The sequence below is a fragment of the Streptomyces albus subsp. albus genome (genome assembly GCF_000719865.1).
In the GTDB taxonomy this organism is placed as follows: domain Bacteria; phylum Actinomycetota; class Actinomycetes; order Streptomycetales; family Streptomycetaceae; genus Streptomyces; species Streptomyces albus_E.
The window spans coordinates 140,634-157,472 of the sequence record NZ_JOID01000002.1; the positions used below are offsets into that span (position 1 = coordinate 140,634).

The 16,839-nt window shown below is 71.3% G+C and carries 14 protein-coding genes and 1 tRNA gene; 4 read left to right on the plus strand and 11 right to left on the minus strand.

Annotation, left to right across the window (positions count from 1 at the left end; translation table 11 throughout):
• Positions 1-109 precede the first annotated feature (109 nt).
• Entirely contained in the window at positions 110-2,425 is a 2,316-nt protein-coding gene (locus IF83_RS0102880) for an MMPL family transporter (protein ID WP_037678384.1), read from the plus strand.
• 69 nt (positions 2,426-2,494) lie between these two features.
• On the opposite strand, the gene IF83_RS0102885 is transcribed toward IF83_RS0102880, so the two are convergent.
• The 9 genes from IF83_RS0102885 to IF83_RS0102925 form a co-directional block, all read right to left on the minus strand.
• Positions 2,495-3,106, minus strand: coding sequence for a phosphoribosylanthranilate isomerase (locus IF83_RS0102885; protein ID WP_030542411.1), 612 nt, complete (start codon positions 3,104-3,106; stop codon positions 2,495-2,497).
• A gap of 24 nt (positions 3,107-3,130) precedes the next feature.
• Complete coding sequence (locus IF83_RS0102890; protein WP_030542412.1) at positions 3,131-3,754, minus strand: LysE family translocator; 624 nt, start codon at positions 3,752-3,754, stop codon at positions 3,131-3,133.
• An 83-nt stretch (positions 3,755-3,837) separates the two neighbouring features.
• Positions 3,838-4,695: an indole-3-glycerol phosphate synthase TrpC gene (trpC, locus tag IF83_RS0102895; protein ID WP_051722390.1), complete on the minus strand. Its 858-nt coding sequence runs from the start codon at positions 4,693-4,695 to the stop codon at positions 3,838-3,840.
• Entirely contained in the window at positions 4,692-5,723 is a 1,032-nt protein-coding gene (gene trpD / locus IF83_RS0102900; RefSeq protein WP_030542414.1) for an anthranilate phosphoribosyltransferase, read from the minus strand. Before trpD ends, trpC begins: the two co-directional genes overlap by 4 nt.
• Positions 5,723-7,828, minus strand: coding sequence for an oxidoreductase (locus IF83_RS0102905; protein WP_051722391.1), 2,106 nt, complete (start codon positions 7,826-7,828; stop codon positions 5,723-5,725). The genes trpD and IF83_RS0102905 overlap by 1 nt, the downstream gene beginning before the upstream one ends.
• Before the next feature lie 34 nt (positions 7,829-7,862).
• Positions 7,863-8,597 (minus strand): YggS family pyridoxal phosphate-dependent enzyme, encoded by a 735-nt coding sequence (locus tag IF83_RS0102910; RefSeq protein WP_051722392.1) that lies wholly within the window; start codon positions 8,595-8,597, stop codon positions 7,863-7,865.
• Positions 8,598-8,610: 13 nt separating this feature from the next.
• The gene (locus IF83_RS0102915; protein ID WP_030542417.1) at positions 8,611-9,312 is read right to left on the minus strand and encodes a B3/B4 domain-containing protein; all 702 of its coding nucleotides are present in this window, start codon (positions 9,310-9,312) and stop codon (positions 8,611-8,613) included.
• A 103-nt stretch (positions 9,313-9,415) separates the two neighbouring features.
• The gene (gene pdxH / locus IF83_RS0102920; protein ID WP_051722393.1) at positions 9,416-10,051 is read right to left on the minus strand and encodes a pyridoxamine 5'-phosphate oxidase; all 636 of its coding nucleotides are present in this window, start codon (positions 10,049-10,051) and stop codon (positions 9,416-9,418) included.
• A 125-nt stretch (positions 10,052-10,176) separates the two neighbouring features.
• Entirely contained in the window at positions 10,177-11,454 is a 1,278-nt protein-coding gene (locus tag IF83_RS0102925) for a diaminopimelate decarboxylase (RefSeq protein ID WP_107046688.1), read from the minus strand.
• A gap of 482 nt (positions 11,455-11,936) precedes the next feature.
• On the opposite strand from IF83_RS0102925, the gene IF83_RS0102930 reads away from it, so the two are divergent.
• Positions 11,937-12,007: transfer RNA gene (locus IF83_RS0102930), tRNA-Cys, on the plus strand.
• A gap of 149 nt (positions 12,008-12,156) precedes the next feature.
• On the opposite strand, the gene IF83_RS0102935 is transcribed toward IF83_RS0102930, so the two are convergent.
• Entirely contained in the window at positions 12,157-13,161 is a 1,005-nt protein-coding gene (locus IF83_RS0102935; protein WP_030542420.1) for a Gfo/Idh/MocA family protein, read from the minus strand.
• 108 nt (positions 13,162-13,269) lie between these two features.
• Entirely contained in the window at positions 13,270-14,217 is a 948-nt protein-coding gene (locus IF83_RS0102940; protein WP_030542421.1) for a sugar phosphate isomerase/epimerase family protein, read from the minus strand.
• Between the two features lie 244 nt (positions 14,218-14,461).
• Here IF83_RS0102940 and IF83_RS0102945 point away from each other — a divergent pair, with 244 nt between their 5' ends.
• Positions 14,462-15,751, plus strand: a complete 1,290-nt coding sequence (locus IF83_RS0102945) for a PfkB family carbohydrate kinase (protein WP_051722395.1) — start codon at positions 14,462-14,464, stop codon at positions 15,749-15,751.
• An 88-nt stretch (positions 15,752-15,839) separates the two neighbouring features.
• The gene (iolB, locus tag IF83_RS0102950; RefSeq protein WP_051722396.1) at positions 15,840-16,802 is read left to right on the plus strand and encodes a 5-deoxy-glucuronate isomerase; all 963 of its coding nucleotides are present in this window, start codon (positions 15,840-15,842) and stop codon (positions 16,800-16,802) included.
• Positions 16,803-16,839 lie beyond the last annotated feature (37 nt).

The following is a 16,839-nucleotide window of genomic DNA, read 5'->3' on the forward strand; positions in this document are numbered from 1 at the left end:
TCTGGTGGCGGTTGACAAATGCGAGCGGTCACTCGCATTCTAAGGAACGCGAGCGATCGCTCGCTTTTGCCAAGTCTATTGGCAATCGGGGGAAGGGGACACCTGCGTCATGTCTGCTGACAACGGCCGTACGGGCGGCTGGACCCGGCTCGTCACGGCCCGGCCGAGACTGTCCCTGCTGGTCGCCCTGGTCTTCACGGCCCTGGCCGTATTCGCGGGGAGCGGTGTCGCGGACCGCATGGGCAGCGGCGGCTTCGAGGCACCGGACGCCGAGTCCACCGCCGCCACCGAGGCGCTCGACCGGCGCTTCCCCGCCTCCGGGCCCAATCTGCTCCTGCTCGTCGACGCCTCCGGGACCTCCGTGGACGACCCGGCCGTCGCCGCGGAGGGCCGGAAACTCGCCGAGCGGCTGAGCGGGGAGAAGTCCGTCACCGGCGTCACCTCCTACTGGGCCACCCGCTCGCCCGGGCTGCGCGCCGAGGACGGCCGGCAGGCCCTGATCACCGCCCGGATCGAGGGCGACGAGAACACCGTGAACCGCACCCTGGAGCGGATCGCCCCCGGACTTCGCGGGGAGCACGGCCCCGTCGAGGTGTCGATCGGCGGCCGGGCCGCCCTGCAGAACGAACTGCAGACCACCGTCCAGGAGGACCTGCTCCGTGCCGAGCTGATCGCCCTGCCCGTCACCCTGGTGCTGCTGATCATCGTCTTCGGCAGCGCCGTCGCCGCCCTGCTCCCGCTGCTCATCGGGGTCGTCGCGATCCTGGGCACCAACGCGGTACTGCGCGGGCTCACCGAGCTCACCGACGTCTCCGTCTTCGCCCAGAACCTCACCACGGCGCTGGGCCTCGGGCTCGCCATCGACTACGCCCTGTTCATCGTCCGGCGGTACCGGGAGGAGCTGGCCGGCGGCGCCGGACCCCGCCCCGCCATGGGCACGACCCTGCGCACCGCCGGGCGCACGGTCCTCTTCTCCGCGCTCACCGTCGCCGTCTCACTGGCCGCGATGCTGGTCTTCCCGCAGTACTTCCTGCGCTCCTTCGCCTACGCCGGCATCGCCGTGGTGCTGCTGGCCGCGCTGGCCGCCCTCTCCGTGCTGCCCGCCGCGCTCGTGCTGCTCGGCCACCGGGTGAACGCCCTGGACCTGCGCAGGCTGCTGCGCCGCGGCCGGCCCGCCGCACCCGACACCGGCGCGGGCTGGGCCCGTACCGGCCGGCTGGTGATGCGCCGGGCACCGTTCTTCGCGATCGGCACCACCGCCGTCCTGCTGCTGCTCGGAGCCCCCTTCGCCGGGGCGACGTTCGGCACCGTCGACGACCGCCAGCTCCACGCCACCGCCGAATCCCGCGTGGTTCAGGACCACTTGCGGGACGGCTTCCCGGGCACACCCGGCGGAGCGGTCGAGGTGCTGGCCGAGGGCGGCCCCTCGGCGCGGGAGCTGGACGAGTACAGCGCGCGGATCTCCCGGCTTCCCGACGTACTGCGGGTGGACGGGCCCACCGGGCAGTACGCCGACGGGGAGCGGGTCCGCGAACCGGGCCCCGCCGAGGCGGCGCGCACCGCCGGAAGCGCCGCCCAGATCAGCGTGCTGCCGCGCGGCGAGGCCGTGGACACCGCGAGCCAGGAGCTGGTGCGCGAGGTGCGGGCCGAGAACGGGAAGGCGCCGTTCGACGCCTCGGTCACCGGCACCGCCGCCGTCCTCGTCGACACCAAGGACGCCATAGCCGACCGGCTGCCCTGGGCACTGGCGATCATCGTGCTCACCACACTGCTGCTGGTCTTCCTCCTCACCGGCAGTGTGCTGATACCGGTCCAGGCCGTGGTGCTCAACGCCCTCAGCCTCACGGCGATGTTCGGCGCCCTGGTGTGGGTCTTCCAGGAGGGGCATCTCTCCGGGCTGCTGAACTTCACCGCCACGGGCGACATGGAGACCACGCTCCCCGTGCTGATGTTCTGTGTCGCCTTCGGCCTCTCCATGGACTACGGCGTCTTCCTGCTCTCCCGGATCAAGGAGGAGCACGACCGCAGCGGCGACCACCGGGGCGCGGTCGTCTTCGGACTCAGCCGTACCGGGGGGCTCATCACCGCCGCGGCGCTGATCCTCGCCGTGGTGATGATCGCCATCGGAGCCTCCCGGGTCACCAACACCAAGATGCTCGGCTTCGGTATCGCCCTGGCCGTGCTGATGGACGCCATGGTGGTGCGCACCCTGCTGGTCCCGGCGGTCATGGCACTCACCGGCAAGGCCACTTGGTGGGCCCCGGGCCCGCTGCGCCGGCTGCACGCCCGCTTCGGCCTGAGCGAGGGGGAGAGCGCCGCTGCCGCCGGGGAGGTGGCAGGTGACGGGGGAGGAGAGGCCGTACCGGACGCCCGGGGCACTGCCCGGCGTGCCCCGGCCGGTGCCGGGCCTTCCCGGACGCCGTAACGGCCGGGCCCTCCGGGCTGCGTCACGTGGCGGCGTCGACCGCGCAGTCGACGCGGACCGATGAGCCGTTCACTCCGCCGCGCGGGCTGCCTTGATGAAGGAGACGATCAGCTCCGGGTCCTTGACCCCCCGGCTGCTCTCGACCCCGCTGGACACGTCCACCCCCCAGGGCCCGGTGGCCCGGATCGCAGCGGTCACGTTGTGCTGGTCGAGCCCGCCGGCGAGCAGCCATTTCTCGCCGGGCGCGGTGAAGCGTTTCCGGGTCCAATCCCAGGGGACGCCGGCTCCGGGCACCGGGGCGTCGAGCAGGAGGAGGTCCTCCCCCATCGCGCCGCAGCGTGGCACCCGGTCACGGAACGCCGTGCCGCGGATCAGCGACCATCCACCCGTTTTGAGGGCATCGAAGTACGCTCGGTCCTCCCGCCCGTGGAGCTGTACCCCGCGGATCCCCGTGATGTTGGCGATGGAACGCACGTCCGGGAGTGGCTGGTTGCGGAAGACTCCGACAGTCAGGACCTCCTCCGGCACGCGCCGCGCCAGTCTGAGGGCGGTGGGGACGTCCACACGGCGGGGACTGTCCGCGAAGACGAATCCGATGGCGTCGCCGCCCGCCCGGACCGCCGTGTCCACGTCCTCCTCGGTCCGCAGACCGCACACCTTGACGAACAGTGGAGTCGCCATCCGGATCCCCCGATCTCCGTTATCTCACTTGCTGCTGGTAAAGGCGAGTTGGGCGCCGATGCCGACGAAGGCGGCGGCGAAGGTGCGGCGCATCCAGGTCAGTACCTTGGGACGCTTGATCACGTGGTCCCGGACGGCGGCGGCGAACAGCCCGTACAGGGCGAAGACGACAAAGGTCATCAGCATGAAGACCGCACTCAGTTCCAGCATGCGCGGCAGCGTGTTCGCCGCTTCGGCCGGCACGAACTGTGGCAGGAACGCGAGGAAGAAGATCGACAGCTTGGGGTTGAGGAAGTTGATCAGGATGGCCGTGCCCGTGACCCGGGCCGCCGACTGGGCTTCCGTCCCCTCCTCCGGTTCGCTCATCTTCAGCGTGCCGCGCTCGCGCAGGGTGCTCCAGGCCATGTAGAGGAGGTAGGCCACCCCGAGGTACTTGAAAGCCTGGAAGACGATCGCGCTGGTGTGCAGGATGGCGGCAAGCCCGGCAACCGCGGCGGCCAGGTGGGGAACGATTCCCAGGGTGCAGCCGAAAGCGGCCACGACACTCGTGCGGAAACCCCGGTAGAGCCCGGTGGCGATCGTGTAAAGGGCTCCGGTGCCGGGAGACACCACGATGACGAACGATGTGATCAGAAACTCGAGGCTCATGGCTTCCGCTCCCAGTTGGCACGGATGACCGCCCCACCCCCGCGATGCTTCCGATCACCGGCCCGGGATGGCACGCCCGGTGGTCATCCGGTGATCTCTTCGCGGAATGGAGTGGGCCCGGTCTGGTCTATTGAGGCCACGTTACTGGTTCGGCCCGCCAGAAGGCCGCGCGTCGCGGATTCCAGGTCGGGAGCGCGCATCAGGCTCTCCCCGATCAGGAACGCGCGGATGCCCACCCGCGCCAGACGGTCGAGATCCGGGGCGCCGCTGAGACCGCTCTCCCCGACGACCACCCGCCCGGCCGGGGCCTTCGGGGCCAGTGCTTCCCCGGTGCTCAGAGTGGTCTCGAAGGTCCGCAGGTCACGGTTGTTGATGCCCAGCAGCCGGGAGCGCAGGCGTGCCGCACGGAGCATCTCGTGCTCGTCGTGTACCTCGACGAGCACGTCCATCCCCAGGTCGAGGGCGGTGCGCTCCAGTTCCTCGGCCGTCTCGTCGTCGACCGCCGACAGCATGAGCAGGACGCAGTCGGCTCCCCAGGCCCTGGCCTCGACGATCTGGTACGGGTCGAACATGAAGTCCTTGCGCAGCGCCGGCAGCGATGTCGCGGCGCGGGCCGCCGCCAGATGGTCGCGGGCGCCGTCGAAGGACGGGGTGTCGGTCAGTACCGACAGACAGGTGGCTCCTCCGGCCTCGTAGGCGCGGGCCAGGGCGGCCGGATCGAAGTCGGTACGGATGAGCCCTTTCGACGGACTCCGCTTCTTGATCTCGGCTATCAGGGCGTACTCGCCCCGGGCGATCCGCTTCTCCACGGCGGCCAGGAAGCCGCGCGGGGGCGGCGCGGCCTCCGCCTCGCGGCGCAGTGCCGCCGGCGGCACTGCCTTCTTGGCGGCGGCGATCTCCTCGCGTTTGTACGCCTCGATGCGGGTGAGCAGGTCGGTCATGCCGTTCTCCTGTCAGGAAGGTTCGAGACCGCGGTGAGCCGGTCGAGGCGTTCCCTGGCCTCGCCGGAGTCGATGGACTTCTCCGCTGTCCGCACGCCGTCCGCCAGGTCCGCGGCATGCCCGGCGGCGACGAGGGCCGCCGCGGCGTTGAGGACCGACACGTTCCGGTAGCTGTTCCGCTCGCCGTCCAGGACCGCCAGCAGCGCGCGGGCATTCTCCGCCGCGTCACCCCCGCGGAGTTCCTCCGGGCGGCTGAGCGGGAGGCCCACCTCCTCGGGCGTGATCCGGAAGGTCCGTACGCTGCCGCCGCGCAGTTCGGTGATGGTGGTCGGGCCGGTGGTGGTGATTTCGTCGAGGCCGTCCGAGCCGTGGACGACCAGCGCGCGGACCGAACCGAGTTCACCCAGCACCCGGGCCATCGGTTCGAGCCACCGGGGGGAGAAGACCCCCACGAGATGGTGGCGGACCCCGGCCGGATTGAGCAGGGGGCCCAGCAGGTTGAAGACGGTTCGCGTGGCCATTTCGACCCGGGTGGCGGCGACATGCTTGAGCGCCGGGTGGTGGGACGGGGCGAACATGAAGCCGATCCCGGCCTCCTGCAGGCACCGCTCGACTGCCGCGGGGTTCAGACCGGTGCGGACGCCGAGCGCGCCCAGGACATCGGCCGCGCCGGAGCGGGAGGACAGAGCCCGATTACCGTGCTTGGCCACCGGCACGCCGGCGCCGGCCACGATGAAAGCCGCGCAGGTGGAGATGTTGAAGGAGCCGGACTGGTCGCCTCCGGTGCCGACCACGTCGACCGCCTCCGCCGGGGCGGACACGCGGAGCATGCGGGAACGCAGCGTGGTGGCCGCCCCGGTGATCTCCTCCACCGTCTCGCCCCGGACCCGGAGGGCCATCAGCAGGGCGCCCATCTGTGCGGAGGTCGCCTCGCCGGACATCATCTTGGCGAAGACGTGCGAGGACTCCTCGCGGGTCAGGGCGGCGCCCGTGGCCGTCTTGCCGAGCAGGGTTCTGAATCGTTCCATCATGCCTCCGGTCGGATGCCGGCACGGGCGGGTGGCAGGGGCTGGTCCCAATCGAGTTCGACGTTCTCGCGCCGGTACGGCGTCCAGTCGGTGAGCCCGGTGTCGAGCGTGCGGGCGAACAGATGCCCGCTGTGCACCGCGGCGGCGATGATCCCGGGCCCCAAGCAGTCCCCGATGCGGACCACGCGGCGGACGCCAGCCGTCGTGAGGGCCTCTGGGTCGCTCGCTCGCAGTTCGTGGTAGAGGTTGTCGCGCGGCACCATGCCTGTGGCCAGGACGACGGCGTCGGCCGTGACCTCGGTCTCGCGTCCGGTGTAGACGCAGGCCAGTCGGGCTGCCCCCGGTTCCGTCCCGGCGAGGGAGGTCAGTGGGTGGACGGCCTCGCACAGTTCCAGCAGGCTCCGTGCGATGCGGCGCTGTTCAGCGGTGTACGTGGTGAAGGCCGAGACCAGGCTCTCCGGCGTCACGAAGGTGACCGAGCAGCCGTGTTGTACGAGGCGTTCGGCGAGAACACCGGCCATGTAGTAGTGGTCGTCGTCGAAGACCACCACGCGCCCCGATGGCAGCCGGCCGTCCATGATGTCGTCCGGTGTGAACACCGGTATCCGGTCGAGGCCGGGGACGGGCGCGAGGTGATGGCGTCCGATGCCGTCCCGGCGCCACGTCGCGCCGGTGGCGACCGCCACCAAGGAGCATCCGGCCTCGCGGACGAGTTCGGGCGTGACCTCGTTGCCCGGCAGCACCTGCACGTTGCGCATGCCCCGCAGTTGCGTCACCCTCCAATCGCGGACCCGGGCGTAGGTCGCCAGCCCCGGTAATCGGCTCTCCCGGGTGACCCGTCCGCCCAGTTCGCGCCCGCGCTCCGCGAGGATCACGCTGTAGCCGCGCCGGCCGAGCGCCCGCGCCGCTTCCAGGCCGGCGGGCCCGGCCCCCGCGATGAGCACGGTGTCGTCGGTGTCCTTCGCCTCGATCCGCTCGGGGTGCCAACCGCGCCGCCATTCCTCGCCGGTGGTGGGGTTCTGGGTGCAGCGGAAGGGCGCCCCGGCGCGGTCCCAGGCCACGCAGACATTGCAGCCGATGCATTCGCGGATGTCGTCGAACCGGCCTTCCTCGATCTTGCGCGGCAGGAAGGGGTCGGCGATCGACGGGCGGGCGGCGCCGATGAAGTCGAGCGTGCCACCGCGGATCATGGAGACCATCGTGTCGGGCGAGGTGAACCGGCCGACTCCGACGACCGGCTTGCTGGTGACGCTCTTGACGAACTTGACGTACTGCTCCTGGTAGCCCTCGCCGCTGAAGCGGGCGGTCGCTCCGTCGTTGTCGAAGTTGCTCACGTTGACGTCCCACAGATCGGGGAGTTCCGCGAGCATCTCGATGGTGTCGTATCCCTCCCCGCCGGCGGTGATGCCGCGGTCGCCCAGCAGATCGTCGACGCTGAAGCGGACCGCGACCGCGCAGGTGTCGCCGACCGCCTCCTTCGCGTCCTCGATCAGTTCGCGCAACAGCCGCGCGCGATTCTCGAGACTGCCGCCGTATTCGTCGGTCCGTTGGTTGCGGCGGCGGGACAGGAAGTTGACGGGCAGCGTCATGTCGTGGCCGGCGTAGACGTAGACGATGTCGAACCCGGCGCGCCGGGCGTTCACGACGGCCGCGCGGTGCCAGCGGCGGAAGGCACGGATGTCGTCCTTGTCCATGGCACGCGCCGTGCCCGGGAAGATACCGCGGGTCGCCTCCACGCTCGCGGCGATGGGTACGGAGCGCGATTCGAGGTTGCTGACGTGAGCGCCGTTGTGCGCCAGTTCGACGCCGGCGAGCGCGCCGTGCTCGTGGATGAGGTCGGTGGCACGCGCGAGCTGGGGGATGTCCTTGGCGTCCCAGAGGCGGAGTTCCCGCTGGTGGTTGCCGGAGTGGTGGATGTCGCACTGTTCTGTGCAGACGACCCCCCAGCCGCCCTCGGCCTTGATGCCGCGCATCGCGGCCACGGAACTGGGGAAGGCGCGTCCCATGCCGTTGCAGTGCGGTACTTGGTAGAAGCGGTTCTTCGCGGTGACCGGACCTATGCGGACCGGCTCGAACAGGACGTCGTAACGGTCGGGGCGGGACATGGTGGGCCCTCCGGCGTCGGGGTGGTGTCGTCGGCTATCGCGTGGTGCCCGCCGGCTGGGGAGCCGGGTAGCTGCGCGCGCCGAAGATCGCGCTGCCGACCCGCACATGGGTGGCCCCGTGCTCTATGGCGGTGGCGTAGTCACCGCTCATCCCCATGGACAGGCAGCCCAGACCGTTGCGCGCGGCGATCCTCCCCAGCAGGGTGAAGTGCGGCTCGGGGGGCTCGCCCACCGGCGGGATGCACATCAGGCCCACCACGTCGAGACCGTGCTGCCCGCGGCAGATGTCCAGGAAGGCGTCCGCCTCATCGGCGAGGACGCCCGCCTTCTGCGGTTCGGCACCGGTGTTGACCTGGACGAACAGCCGGGGACGCAGGCCCTGCCGGGCACACTGCCGGGCCAGGGCCTCGCTCAGCGAGGTGCGGTCGACGGAGTGGATGACGTCGAACACGGCGACGGCGTCCCGGGCCTTGTTGGTCTGCAGCGGTCCGATGAGGTGCAGTTCGACACCGGGGAACCGGCTCCGCAGAGGTGGCCATTTCTCCTGGGCCTCCTGGACGCGGTTCTCACCGTAGACCCAGTGGTCCGCTTCGACGGTCCGGGCGAGCGTGTCCGCCGGAACCGTCTTCGAGGCGGCGATCAGGGTGACGGAGCCGGGGTCACGCCCGGCCCGTGAACAGGCGGTGGCCATCTCCTCCCGCACCCGGCGCAGGCCACCGGCCGGGCCGGAGCGGGAGGAGGACGCGGACTCGTCATGGGAACTGCTCACGCTTGTTCTCTCCTCAGGAGTATGAGAAGTCCAGCCGACGCCGGCCCGGACCGATCAGGGCCGATGTGGTGATACGGACTCCGAGCGCCGGCAGACCGGCCTTCAGCTCCGCTTCCAGCGAGATGAGGTCCTGTTCGGCCGAGGCGTGGTGGGCCTCGGCCACGATCAGCACCCGGTCGCTCCCGGACGACACGACCGAGGTGGAGCTCTGGCGGTAGGTCCAGCGCCGGGAATGCGCGTTCCCGGCGCGGTCGGCGAAGACGATCTCGCCCGGCGCCGGGTGCTCGGTGTCACCCTGGAAGGTCACATAGGTCTCGGTCCCCTCGGCCGGGCGCACGGTGATGCCCTCGGAAACCCGCGCCACGTCGAAGGCCGCGATGGGGATCGCGGAGGCCATGGAGGCGAAGTTGAGGTAGTCGACCAGAGGGTGGAAGCTCGGCATGTCCTTGCTCTTGCGGTAACGCCGCAGCAGCGCCTCGGACGCGCACCGGTACTGCGTCGGTTTCAGCCCCATCTGGGAGAAGGCCTCACGCCACGCGGCGATCTCCGGCATCTCGGCCTCCGTCGTGCCCTGCTGCCGGCGGTCGGTCTCCGCGGCCAGTTTCTCCGTGCGCAGAGGGTCGCTCTCGGCTCCGAGAACCCCGTCCGTGGCGACCACCAGGGCCCGGAGGCCGGGGTGTGCGTCCCATACGGCATCCGCGTGGGTGAAGTACATGGTGCCTGTCCTTCTGCGTGGTGGGTGGATCCCGGGGCGCCGGGACCTCTCGGCCGGATCGGGCCGGGCTTGCGGGGCCCGGCCCGATCCGGAGCGAAAGGCCTCAGGGGAAAAGGTGACCCCGGTCCCAGACGCCCTCGGGCTTCGTCCTGTTGAAGACGAGCCGTTCGTGCAACCGGGACGGCCGGTCCGACCAGAACTCGATGGCGACGGGCCGTATCCGGTAGCCGGTCCAGTGTGGCGGCCGGGGTACGGCCCCCGTGCCGAAACGCGCGGTTTCGCGCCGGAACGCCTCCTCGAGTTCCGCGCGACCGGCCATCGGCTGGGACTGCCGGCTGGCCCAGGCACCGATCCTGCTTTCCCGGGGCCGGGACGCGAAGTAGGTGTCGGCCTCCGCCTCCGTGGCGAACTCGACCGGACCGCGGAAGCGGATCTGGCGGCGCACCGACTTCCAGTGCAGAGCGCCGGAGGCCTGCATGTTGGCGGCCAGTTCGGTCCCCTTGGCCGACTGGGTGTTGGTGAAGAAGACGAAGCCCTCGGGGCTGTGGTGTTTGAGCAGGACGATGCGGACGTCGGGCATCCCGTCGGCGTCCGCAGTCGCCAGGGCCATGGCGTTGGGGTCGTTGACCTCGGTGTCGGCGGCCTCGTCGAGCCACTGGCGGAACAGGTCGAAGGGTTCGGTTTCCGGAGCCTGCCCGACCCGGGGTGCCGCAGGAGCGGCGCTGTGCTGGGACTGCATGCGAATCTCCTTGTGGCGGCGGTGTGGCGGCGGTGGTGCCACGGTGCGGCGGCGGCCGACGGAGGACCGTGGCGGCGCGCCCGGCCGGTGCCCGGTGTTCAGGGAGCGCCGGGTGCCCGGTGGCTTCATGCCCCGTGCGTCGCGGCAGCCGGTTCCCTCAACGGCCGGGCCGGGAGTTCCCTCTTCTCCGCCAGGAGATTGCGCCACTTGTCGTGTTCGCCACCGGGCGAGGTGATCAGGTGGGGCGAGCCGTCGGCGGCCACCAGCACCTCGGCGGCCGGCGGAACGTTCAGGAACTCCATGTGCTGGGTGGCGCAGTAGGCGCCCACGTCGAGTATCGCCAGGTGGCCGTCGGCGCCGACGCCCTCGGGGACGAGGACGTCACCGGGGAGGATGTAGTCGTTACGCAGGATGGTGCGTCCGCGCAGGGCAGCGCTGGTGGTGACCGTGCTGGTGATCTCCTTCATGGAGGCGTCCAGGAAGGCGACGTTGTGGTTGCGGTCACGGAGCTGGGCCGACGGCATGAGCATGCGGCAGCCGTTCGTGACGAGGATGTTGGAGACCGGCGTGCTGATGACGTCGCGCTCCACGCTGAGCAGCAGGGCTCCGGTGTCGGCCAGGACGTCCCGGGCCGGCTCGAAAAGGAACTTCACGTGCTCCGGGATGTCCATCCGCTCGGCGGACTGCCGGATGCGGATGAAGTACTCCTGCCAGTCGAAGTGCTTCTCGGACTCCTCCCAGGCGTCATAGTCGAAGCCGTGTCCGCCGGCGAAGTTGACCGACTGGGCGGTGGGGAAGTGGCGCAGGTAGATGTCGAATACCTGCTCGACGATGCCGACCATGTCCTCCAGCGAGTTGCCGCTGCCGCAGTACACCTCCAGCCCTTCGAGATCGCGGCCGTACTGCTTGAGCAGTCGGACCAGCTCGTCGAGTTCGGCGTACTTGATTCCGGGCTTACCGGAATCAAGGCTGTCGATGCGGACGCTGATCGTCGGGGCGTTGGTCCGCAGCGCGTGGGCGACCTCGTCCAGACTGGCCAGGAAGACCGGGTGCCCGGTCGTGTCCCAGAAGTCGATCTCCTGGTCGGAGACATGGCCGGGGGAAACGATGAAACGGTCGAAACCGAAGCGGCGCAGGATGCGGTACTCGCTCGGCAACTGGACGAGCAGCCCTGTCCCCGGCATGTCTTTCAAGGGCTCCAGAACATGCGGATTGGAGTTCGGGAAAAACGGAATGTATAACTCGACCCGGCTGTCGAGGCCGCTTTCCACAGCCGCGGTCCTGATGCGGTCGAGGTTCTTTCGGAACTGCGCCTCGCTGTAAACGAAGACCGGCGTTCCGGCCTCCTCGGCGATGTGGGCGAGGTCGATGTTGTTGAGCCACGAATGAGTCAGTGCGGTCATGTGTGGACCCTCCATGTCGCCCGCCAAGGCATGCGCGTACGGGACGCTGTCCACCGGATGAACGCCCGCTGACGGAACGGCGAAGCCGCCCCCGTTTACACGCACAGCCGAGTTGCGAGAGAAATCAGTGATGGGCTGGTGAAGCGGTCAAAGATTTACCAGCCGGTTTCTGCCGCCGCAAGCAGTGCTTGGGGGCGCGTGGCCGGATGTCGACCACCGTGCGCCGGCCGTGCGCGGTGAAAGGCCTGGTGAGGGGCGGGTGCCGCAGAGAGCGGAAGTGGTGGGATATCGATTATGAATACCCGGTTCCGATTCTCTGTCGGCCCTGTCTCAGAGAGTGGACACTTCTTGACGTTATTCGACGGAAGCTCTTTGCTTGCTTCTGCCGCCGGAGCGGCAAAAGCGGAAACCGGGAAACCGGTTGCCCGTGCCTGCCTTTCCGGTGTTGCCGGCCTGCTGCCTTCGGTGGTGGTGTCCGTCATGGCCGCGTGCCCGAGTGGTTAGGGAGCCGCCTGCAAAGCGGTTGACATCGGTTCGAATCCGGTCGCGGCCTCGCGCAGAAGCCGGCCCGTCCCGTTCTCCCCTGTACCGGCGGGAGAACGGGACGGCCAGGATGCGGACGGTTGAGCGGTTGACGCGGGGACGGCTGCGGGCTTGCCCGTGCCGCCTCCGCGGCGGCCCCCGGGGAATTCTCCGCGCGCTTCAGCGATAAAGGGCGGGCCGTGCCGCAAGGGTGACGGGCACGCGTCCCCCGCCGGACTGGGCCCGCACCGCGGCCTCGCAGACCGCGGCGGCCGCGTAGCCGTCCCAGGCGCTCGGGCCGGTGACGTCACCGCGGCGGGCCGCGTCCACCCACTGGCGCACCTCGCGGTCGTAGGCGTCCTCGAAGCGCACCACATAGTCCTGGGCGATCTCCCCGCCCCAGCGGCCCGCTGCCTGGGTCACCATGGCGTGCCCGTCGCCGATCCGCGCACTGCCCGCCTCGCACACGGCCTCGCACCGCACCTGATAGCCGAAACCGCAGTTGACGAAGATCTCCACATCGACCACCACACCGCCGTCCGTCTCGAACAGCACCAGCTGCGGCTCGCGCACCCCGCCGGAGCCGGGGCGGAGCACGGTCACCGCCGTGATCTCCTGCTCCAGCAGCCAGCGGGCGGCGTCGATCTCGTGCGCCACCGAGTCGGTGATCATCATCTGCTCGGTGAAGCCGGGCGGGCTGGCGACATTGCGGTGCCGGCAGTGCAGCATCCGCGGCCGGCCGAGCTCTCCCGCGGCGAGCAGTGCCTTGAGCCGCATGTACTCGGTGTCGTAACGGCGCATGAAGCCGACCTGCACCCGGCGCCGGCCGAGGGCGCTCTCGGCCCGCAGGACCCGCAGGGCGGAGGCGGCGTCCGGGGTGAGCGGCTTCTCGCAGAGCACCGGCAGGTCGTGTTCCAGGGCCGGCAGCAGTTGTTCCTCGTGGACCGGCCCCGGAGAGGCGATCAGCACCGCGCCGACGCCGTCGGAGGCCAGCGCGGCGGCCGGGTCGGTGTGGGCGGCGCAGCCGTCGATCCCGTCGGCGATCCGCTTGGCGCGCTCGGCGTCGGCATCGACGACGGCGGCGACCCGGGCGCCGCTGACGATCCGGTCCAGCCGCCGGATGTGGTCGGCGCCCATGCGTCCCGCGCCGATGACGGCGACGCCGAGTGTTTCCTGGTCAGTCATGGGTGTCCGTGTCCTTCGCCGGTCCGGCCCGGGCGGGCCGGTCGTTCGGGTGCCCCGGAGGGCTGTGCCGCCGGGCTGCCGGGCCGCCCGGGCCGCCCGGCCGCCGGGCTACCGGGCCCCGCAGCTCCGCAGGAATCCGCGGGTCCGTTCCGCGATCGGGAAGGGACGGTCCGGCTCGCACGGGTACATGTCCTGCTCGACGATGGCGAAGAGGTCGACGCCGAGCCCCTGCGCGGCGTCCAGCACCGGTTCGAGCGCCGGCACTCCGCAGGGCGGCTCGCACATCACGCCCTGGGCCACCGCGGGCCCGAACGGCACGCCCTCCGCGACCACCCGGGCGAGGATCTCCGGGTCCACCTGCTTGAGGTGGAGATAGCCGATCCGCTCCCCGTAGGTCTTGATGAGCCGCACGCTGTCGCCGCCGCAGTAGGCGTAGTGGCCGGTGTCCAGGCAGAGCCGGACCAGGGCGGGGTCGGTGGCGTCGAGGAAGCGGGTGACGTTCTCCTCGCCGTCGATGTGGGTGTCGGCGTGCGGGTGGACGACGATCTCCAGGCCGTAGCGGTCGCGGACCTCGCGGCCCAGCCGCTCCATACCGGTGGTGAGATCCCGCCACTGAGCGGCGGTCAGCTCCCGGTCCTCGATGATCTCGGCGGTCTTGTCGTCCCGCCAGAAGGAGGGGATGACCACCAGGTGCCCGGCGCCCATCGCCCGGGTCAGCTCGGCGACTTGGGAGACATGGGTCCAGGTGGCGTCCCATACGGCCGCACCGCGGTGCAGCGAGGTGAAGACGGTGCCGGCGGAGACCCGCAGGCCGCGGCGTTGCGTCTCCTCGCGCAACCGGGCGGGGTCGGTGGGGAGATAGCCGTAGGGGCCGAGTTCGATCCAGGAGTAGCCGGCGTCCGCCACCTCGTCGAGGAAGCGCCGCCACGGCACCTGCCGGTCGTCCTCGGGGAACCACACGCCCCAGGAGTCGGGGGCGGAGCCGATCCGGAGCCGGTCGAGGGAGACGGGGGAGGAGGGGGAGGGCGCGGTGGGGGCGGGGGGTCCTGCGGTCATCTGACGGCTCTCCTCTCGTCGGTCACCGGTGACCGGAGAAGGCGGTGTCTCCCGTGTTGGCGGGACGGGGGAAGGGCAGGGATGCCCGGTAGCTTCCTGCCCGGCACGACCGGAGTCAATGCCAGGTCCGGACATACGGACGTATGGTCAATACTCCGCCGGGCCGGTCAGCATGTCAGGACAGGGACAGGACGGGGCACGGTCCGCGCCCGTGAGGGACCCGCGCCGAGCGGAGGGGAACACCATGCCGGAACGCACCGAGCCGGAGGCCACCGGCACGCCGCCCGGCCCGGGCGGCGGCCCGTATGAGCTGATCACCATGGGACGGACCGGGGTGGACCTGTACCCGCTGCAGAGCGGGGCCGGGCTGGCGGAGGTGGAGACCTTCGGGAAGTTCCTCGGCGGCTCGGCCGCCAATGTCGCGGTCGCGACCGCCCGGCTGGGCCGGCGCACCGCCCTCGTCAGCCGTACCGGAGCCGATCCGTTCGGGGCGTACATCCACCGCGCGCTGCGGGAGTTCGGGGTGGACGACCGGTGGGTGACGGCCGTGCCCCGGCTGCCGACCCCGGTGACCTTCTGCGAGATCTTCCCGCCGGACCACTTCCCGCTCTACTTCTACCGGCAGCCGAAGGCACCGGATCTGGAGATCGCGGCCGGTGAACTGGACCTCGACGCGATCCGGGCCGCACGGGTGTTCTGGATGACCGGTACCGGGCTGTGCGAGGAGCCGAGCCGTTCGGCGACGCTGGCGGCCCTGGAGGCCCGCTCCGGCTCCGGGGCCCCGGGCTCCGGAACCCCGGCCGCGCGCGGCGGGGCTTCGCCCCCACGTCCGGACGGCCCGGGGGCGGGTCCGGAGGAGGGGGCGCGCCCGGCGGCCCGCGACGCGGCCGGCTCGGCCCGGATCGCCGACGGTGCGGTGGGGACCGGCGACGGTGCGGCCGGGAAGGCCGCCGGCGCGGCGGGGCGGACCGATGGCACGGCCGGGGCGGCCGGCGGCACGGCCACCGTCTTCGACCTCGACTGGCGCCCCATGTTCTGGCCCGCTCCCGCCGGCGACCCCGTCGGCGAACCCCCCGGCGCGCCCCGTGGAGAGAGCCCCGTCGCACGGGCGGCCCGCGCGGCCGCCGCGCGCCCCCACTACGCACGGGCCCTGGCGCACGCCACCGTCGCCGTCGGCAATCTCGACGAGTGCGAGGTCGCCACCGGGTGGCGGGAGCCGAAGGACTGCGCCCGCGCGCTGCTCGACGCCGGAGTGGAACTCGCCGTCGTCAAACAGGGGCCGCGCGGTGTACTGGCGATGCACCGGGACGGCACGACGGCCGAGGTGCCCCCGGTGCCCGTGGAGGTGGTCAACGGCCTCGGCGCGGGCGACGCGTTCGGCGGCTCGCTCTGTCACGGACTGCTCGCCGGCTGGGACCTGGAGCGCACCATGCGCCACGCCAACGCGGCCGGTGCGATCGTCGCCTCCCGGCTGGCGTGCTCCGCGGCGATGCCGACGGCCGCCGAGGTCGAAGCGGCCCTCACCGGCTCATGACGGGCCCCGCGCACGGCGCCGCGTCCGAGGCCGCCCCGGGTGTTCCGGTGTTCCGGCCATTCCGACCGCTTTCTGGGGAGACTCAACCATGACGCCCGATCACCCCGATGAGCCCGGGCAGCCGGGGATCTCCGGCCGCCCCCGTCTGCACCTCCCGGCCGGGAGCGCGGCCACCGGCCCGTATACGACCGCCGTCGGACCGGAGCGGGCCGGCTGGGACTTCGCCGGTCTGCGCGTGCTCGATCTGCCGCCGGGGGGTTCCCACGGGTTCGACGCGGGCGGCAGCGAGTGGATCGTGCTGCCGCTCAGCGGCGGCTGCACCGTCGAGATCCTCACCGTCACCCCGGACGGGGAGAGCTTCGACGAGACGTTCGAACTGCACGGCCGGGACAGCGTGTTCAGCGGTGTCACCGACTTCGCCTATGTGCCCCGCGAGTCCTGGGCGCGCATCACGACGCCGACCGGCGGCCGCTTCGCGCTGCCCGGTGCCCGCTGTGGACGCCGGCTGCCCGCCCGCTACGGACCGGCCTCCGGCGTCGGCGTCGAACTGCGCGGCAGCGGCGCCTGCTCGCGCCAGGTGAACAACTTCGCCGCCGCCGGTGCCTTCGAGGCCGACAAGCTGATCGCGGTGGAGGTGCTGACCCCCGGGGGCAACTGGTCGTCCCATCCGCCGCACAAGCACGACGAACGACTGCCCGGCCGGGAGTCGGCGCTGGAGGAGATCTACTACTTCGAGATCGCCGCCGCGCCCGGTGGCACGCCCGGCTTCGGCTATCAGCGGGTCAGCCCGTCCGGGACCGGCCGGGACAGCGACCTCCTCGCCGAGGTCCGCGGCGGCGACACCGTGCTCATCCCGGACGGCTGGCACGGCCCGTCCATCGCGGCACCGGGGCATGACATGTACTACCTCAACGTTATGGCGGGACCGGCCGAGGAGCGGGCCTGGCTGATCACCGACCACCCGGACCACGCCTGGGTCCGCGCCACCTGGCCCGAGCAGCCCGTCGACCGCCGGCTACCGCTCTACCGGTCCCCGGGGGCGCCGTCGTGAGCGCCGCGGCGCACCGCACAGGAAGCGCCGTCAACGC

What these genes read in the sequence shown, in the direction of transcription:
- iolB (WP_051722396.1), top strand. Translation starts at nt 15,840, where the DNA reads ATGACGCCCGATCACCCCGATGAGCCCGGGCAGCCGGGGATCTCCGGC.
- IF83_RS0102925 (WP_107046688.1), bottom strand. Translation starts at nt 11,454, where the DNA reads ATGACCGCACTGACTCATTCGTGGCTCAACAACATCGACCTCGCCCAC.
- IF83_RS0102885 (WP_030542411.1), bottom strand. Translation starts at nt 3,106, where the DNA reads ATGGCGACTCCACTGTTCGTCAAGGTGTGCGGTCTGCGGACCGAGGAG.
- IF83_RS0102935 (WP_030542420.1), bottom strand. Translation starts at nt 13,161, where the DNA reads ATGACTGACCAGGAAACACTCGGCGTCGCCGTCATCGGCGCGGGACGC.
- IF83_RS0102945 (WP_051722395.1), top strand. Translation starts at nt 14,462, where the DNA reads ATGCCGGAACGCACCGAGCCGGAGGCCACCGGCACGCCGCCCGGCCCG.
- pdxH (WP_051722393.1), bottom strand. Translation starts at nt 10,051, where the DNA reads ATGCAGTCCCAGCACAGCGCCGCTCCTGCGGCACCCCGGGTCGGGCAG.
- IF83_RS0102905 (WP_051722391.1), bottom strand. Translation starts at nt 7,828, where the DNA reads ATGTCCCGCCCCGACCGTTACGACGTCCTGTTCGAGCCGGTCCGCATA.
- IF83_RS0102880 (WP_037678384.1), top strand. Translation starts at nt 110, where the DNA reads ATGTCTGCTGACAACGGCCGTACGGGCGGCTGGACCCGGCTCGTCACG.
- IF83_RS0102915 (WP_030542417.1), bottom strand. Translation starts at nt 9,312, where the DNA reads ATGTACTTCACCCACGCGGATGCCGTATGGGACGCACACCCCGGCCTC.
- IF83_RS0102890 (WP_030542412.1), bottom strand. Translation starts at nt 3,754, where the DNA reads ATGAGCCTCGAGTTTCTGATCACATCGTTCGTCATCGTGGTGTCTCCC.
- IF83_RS0102940 (WP_030542421.1), bottom strand. Translation starts at nt 14,217, where the DNA reads ATGACCGCAGGACCCCCCGCCCCCACCGCGCCCTCCCCCTCCTCCCCC.
- trpD (WP_030542414.1), bottom strand. Translation starts at nt 5,723, where the DNA reads ATGGAACGATTCAGAACCCTGCTCGGCAAGACGGCCACGGGCGCCGCC.
- trpC (WP_051722390.1), bottom strand. Translation starts at nt 4,695, where the DNA reads ATGACCGACCTGCTCACCCGCATCGAGGCGTACAAACGCGAGGAGATC.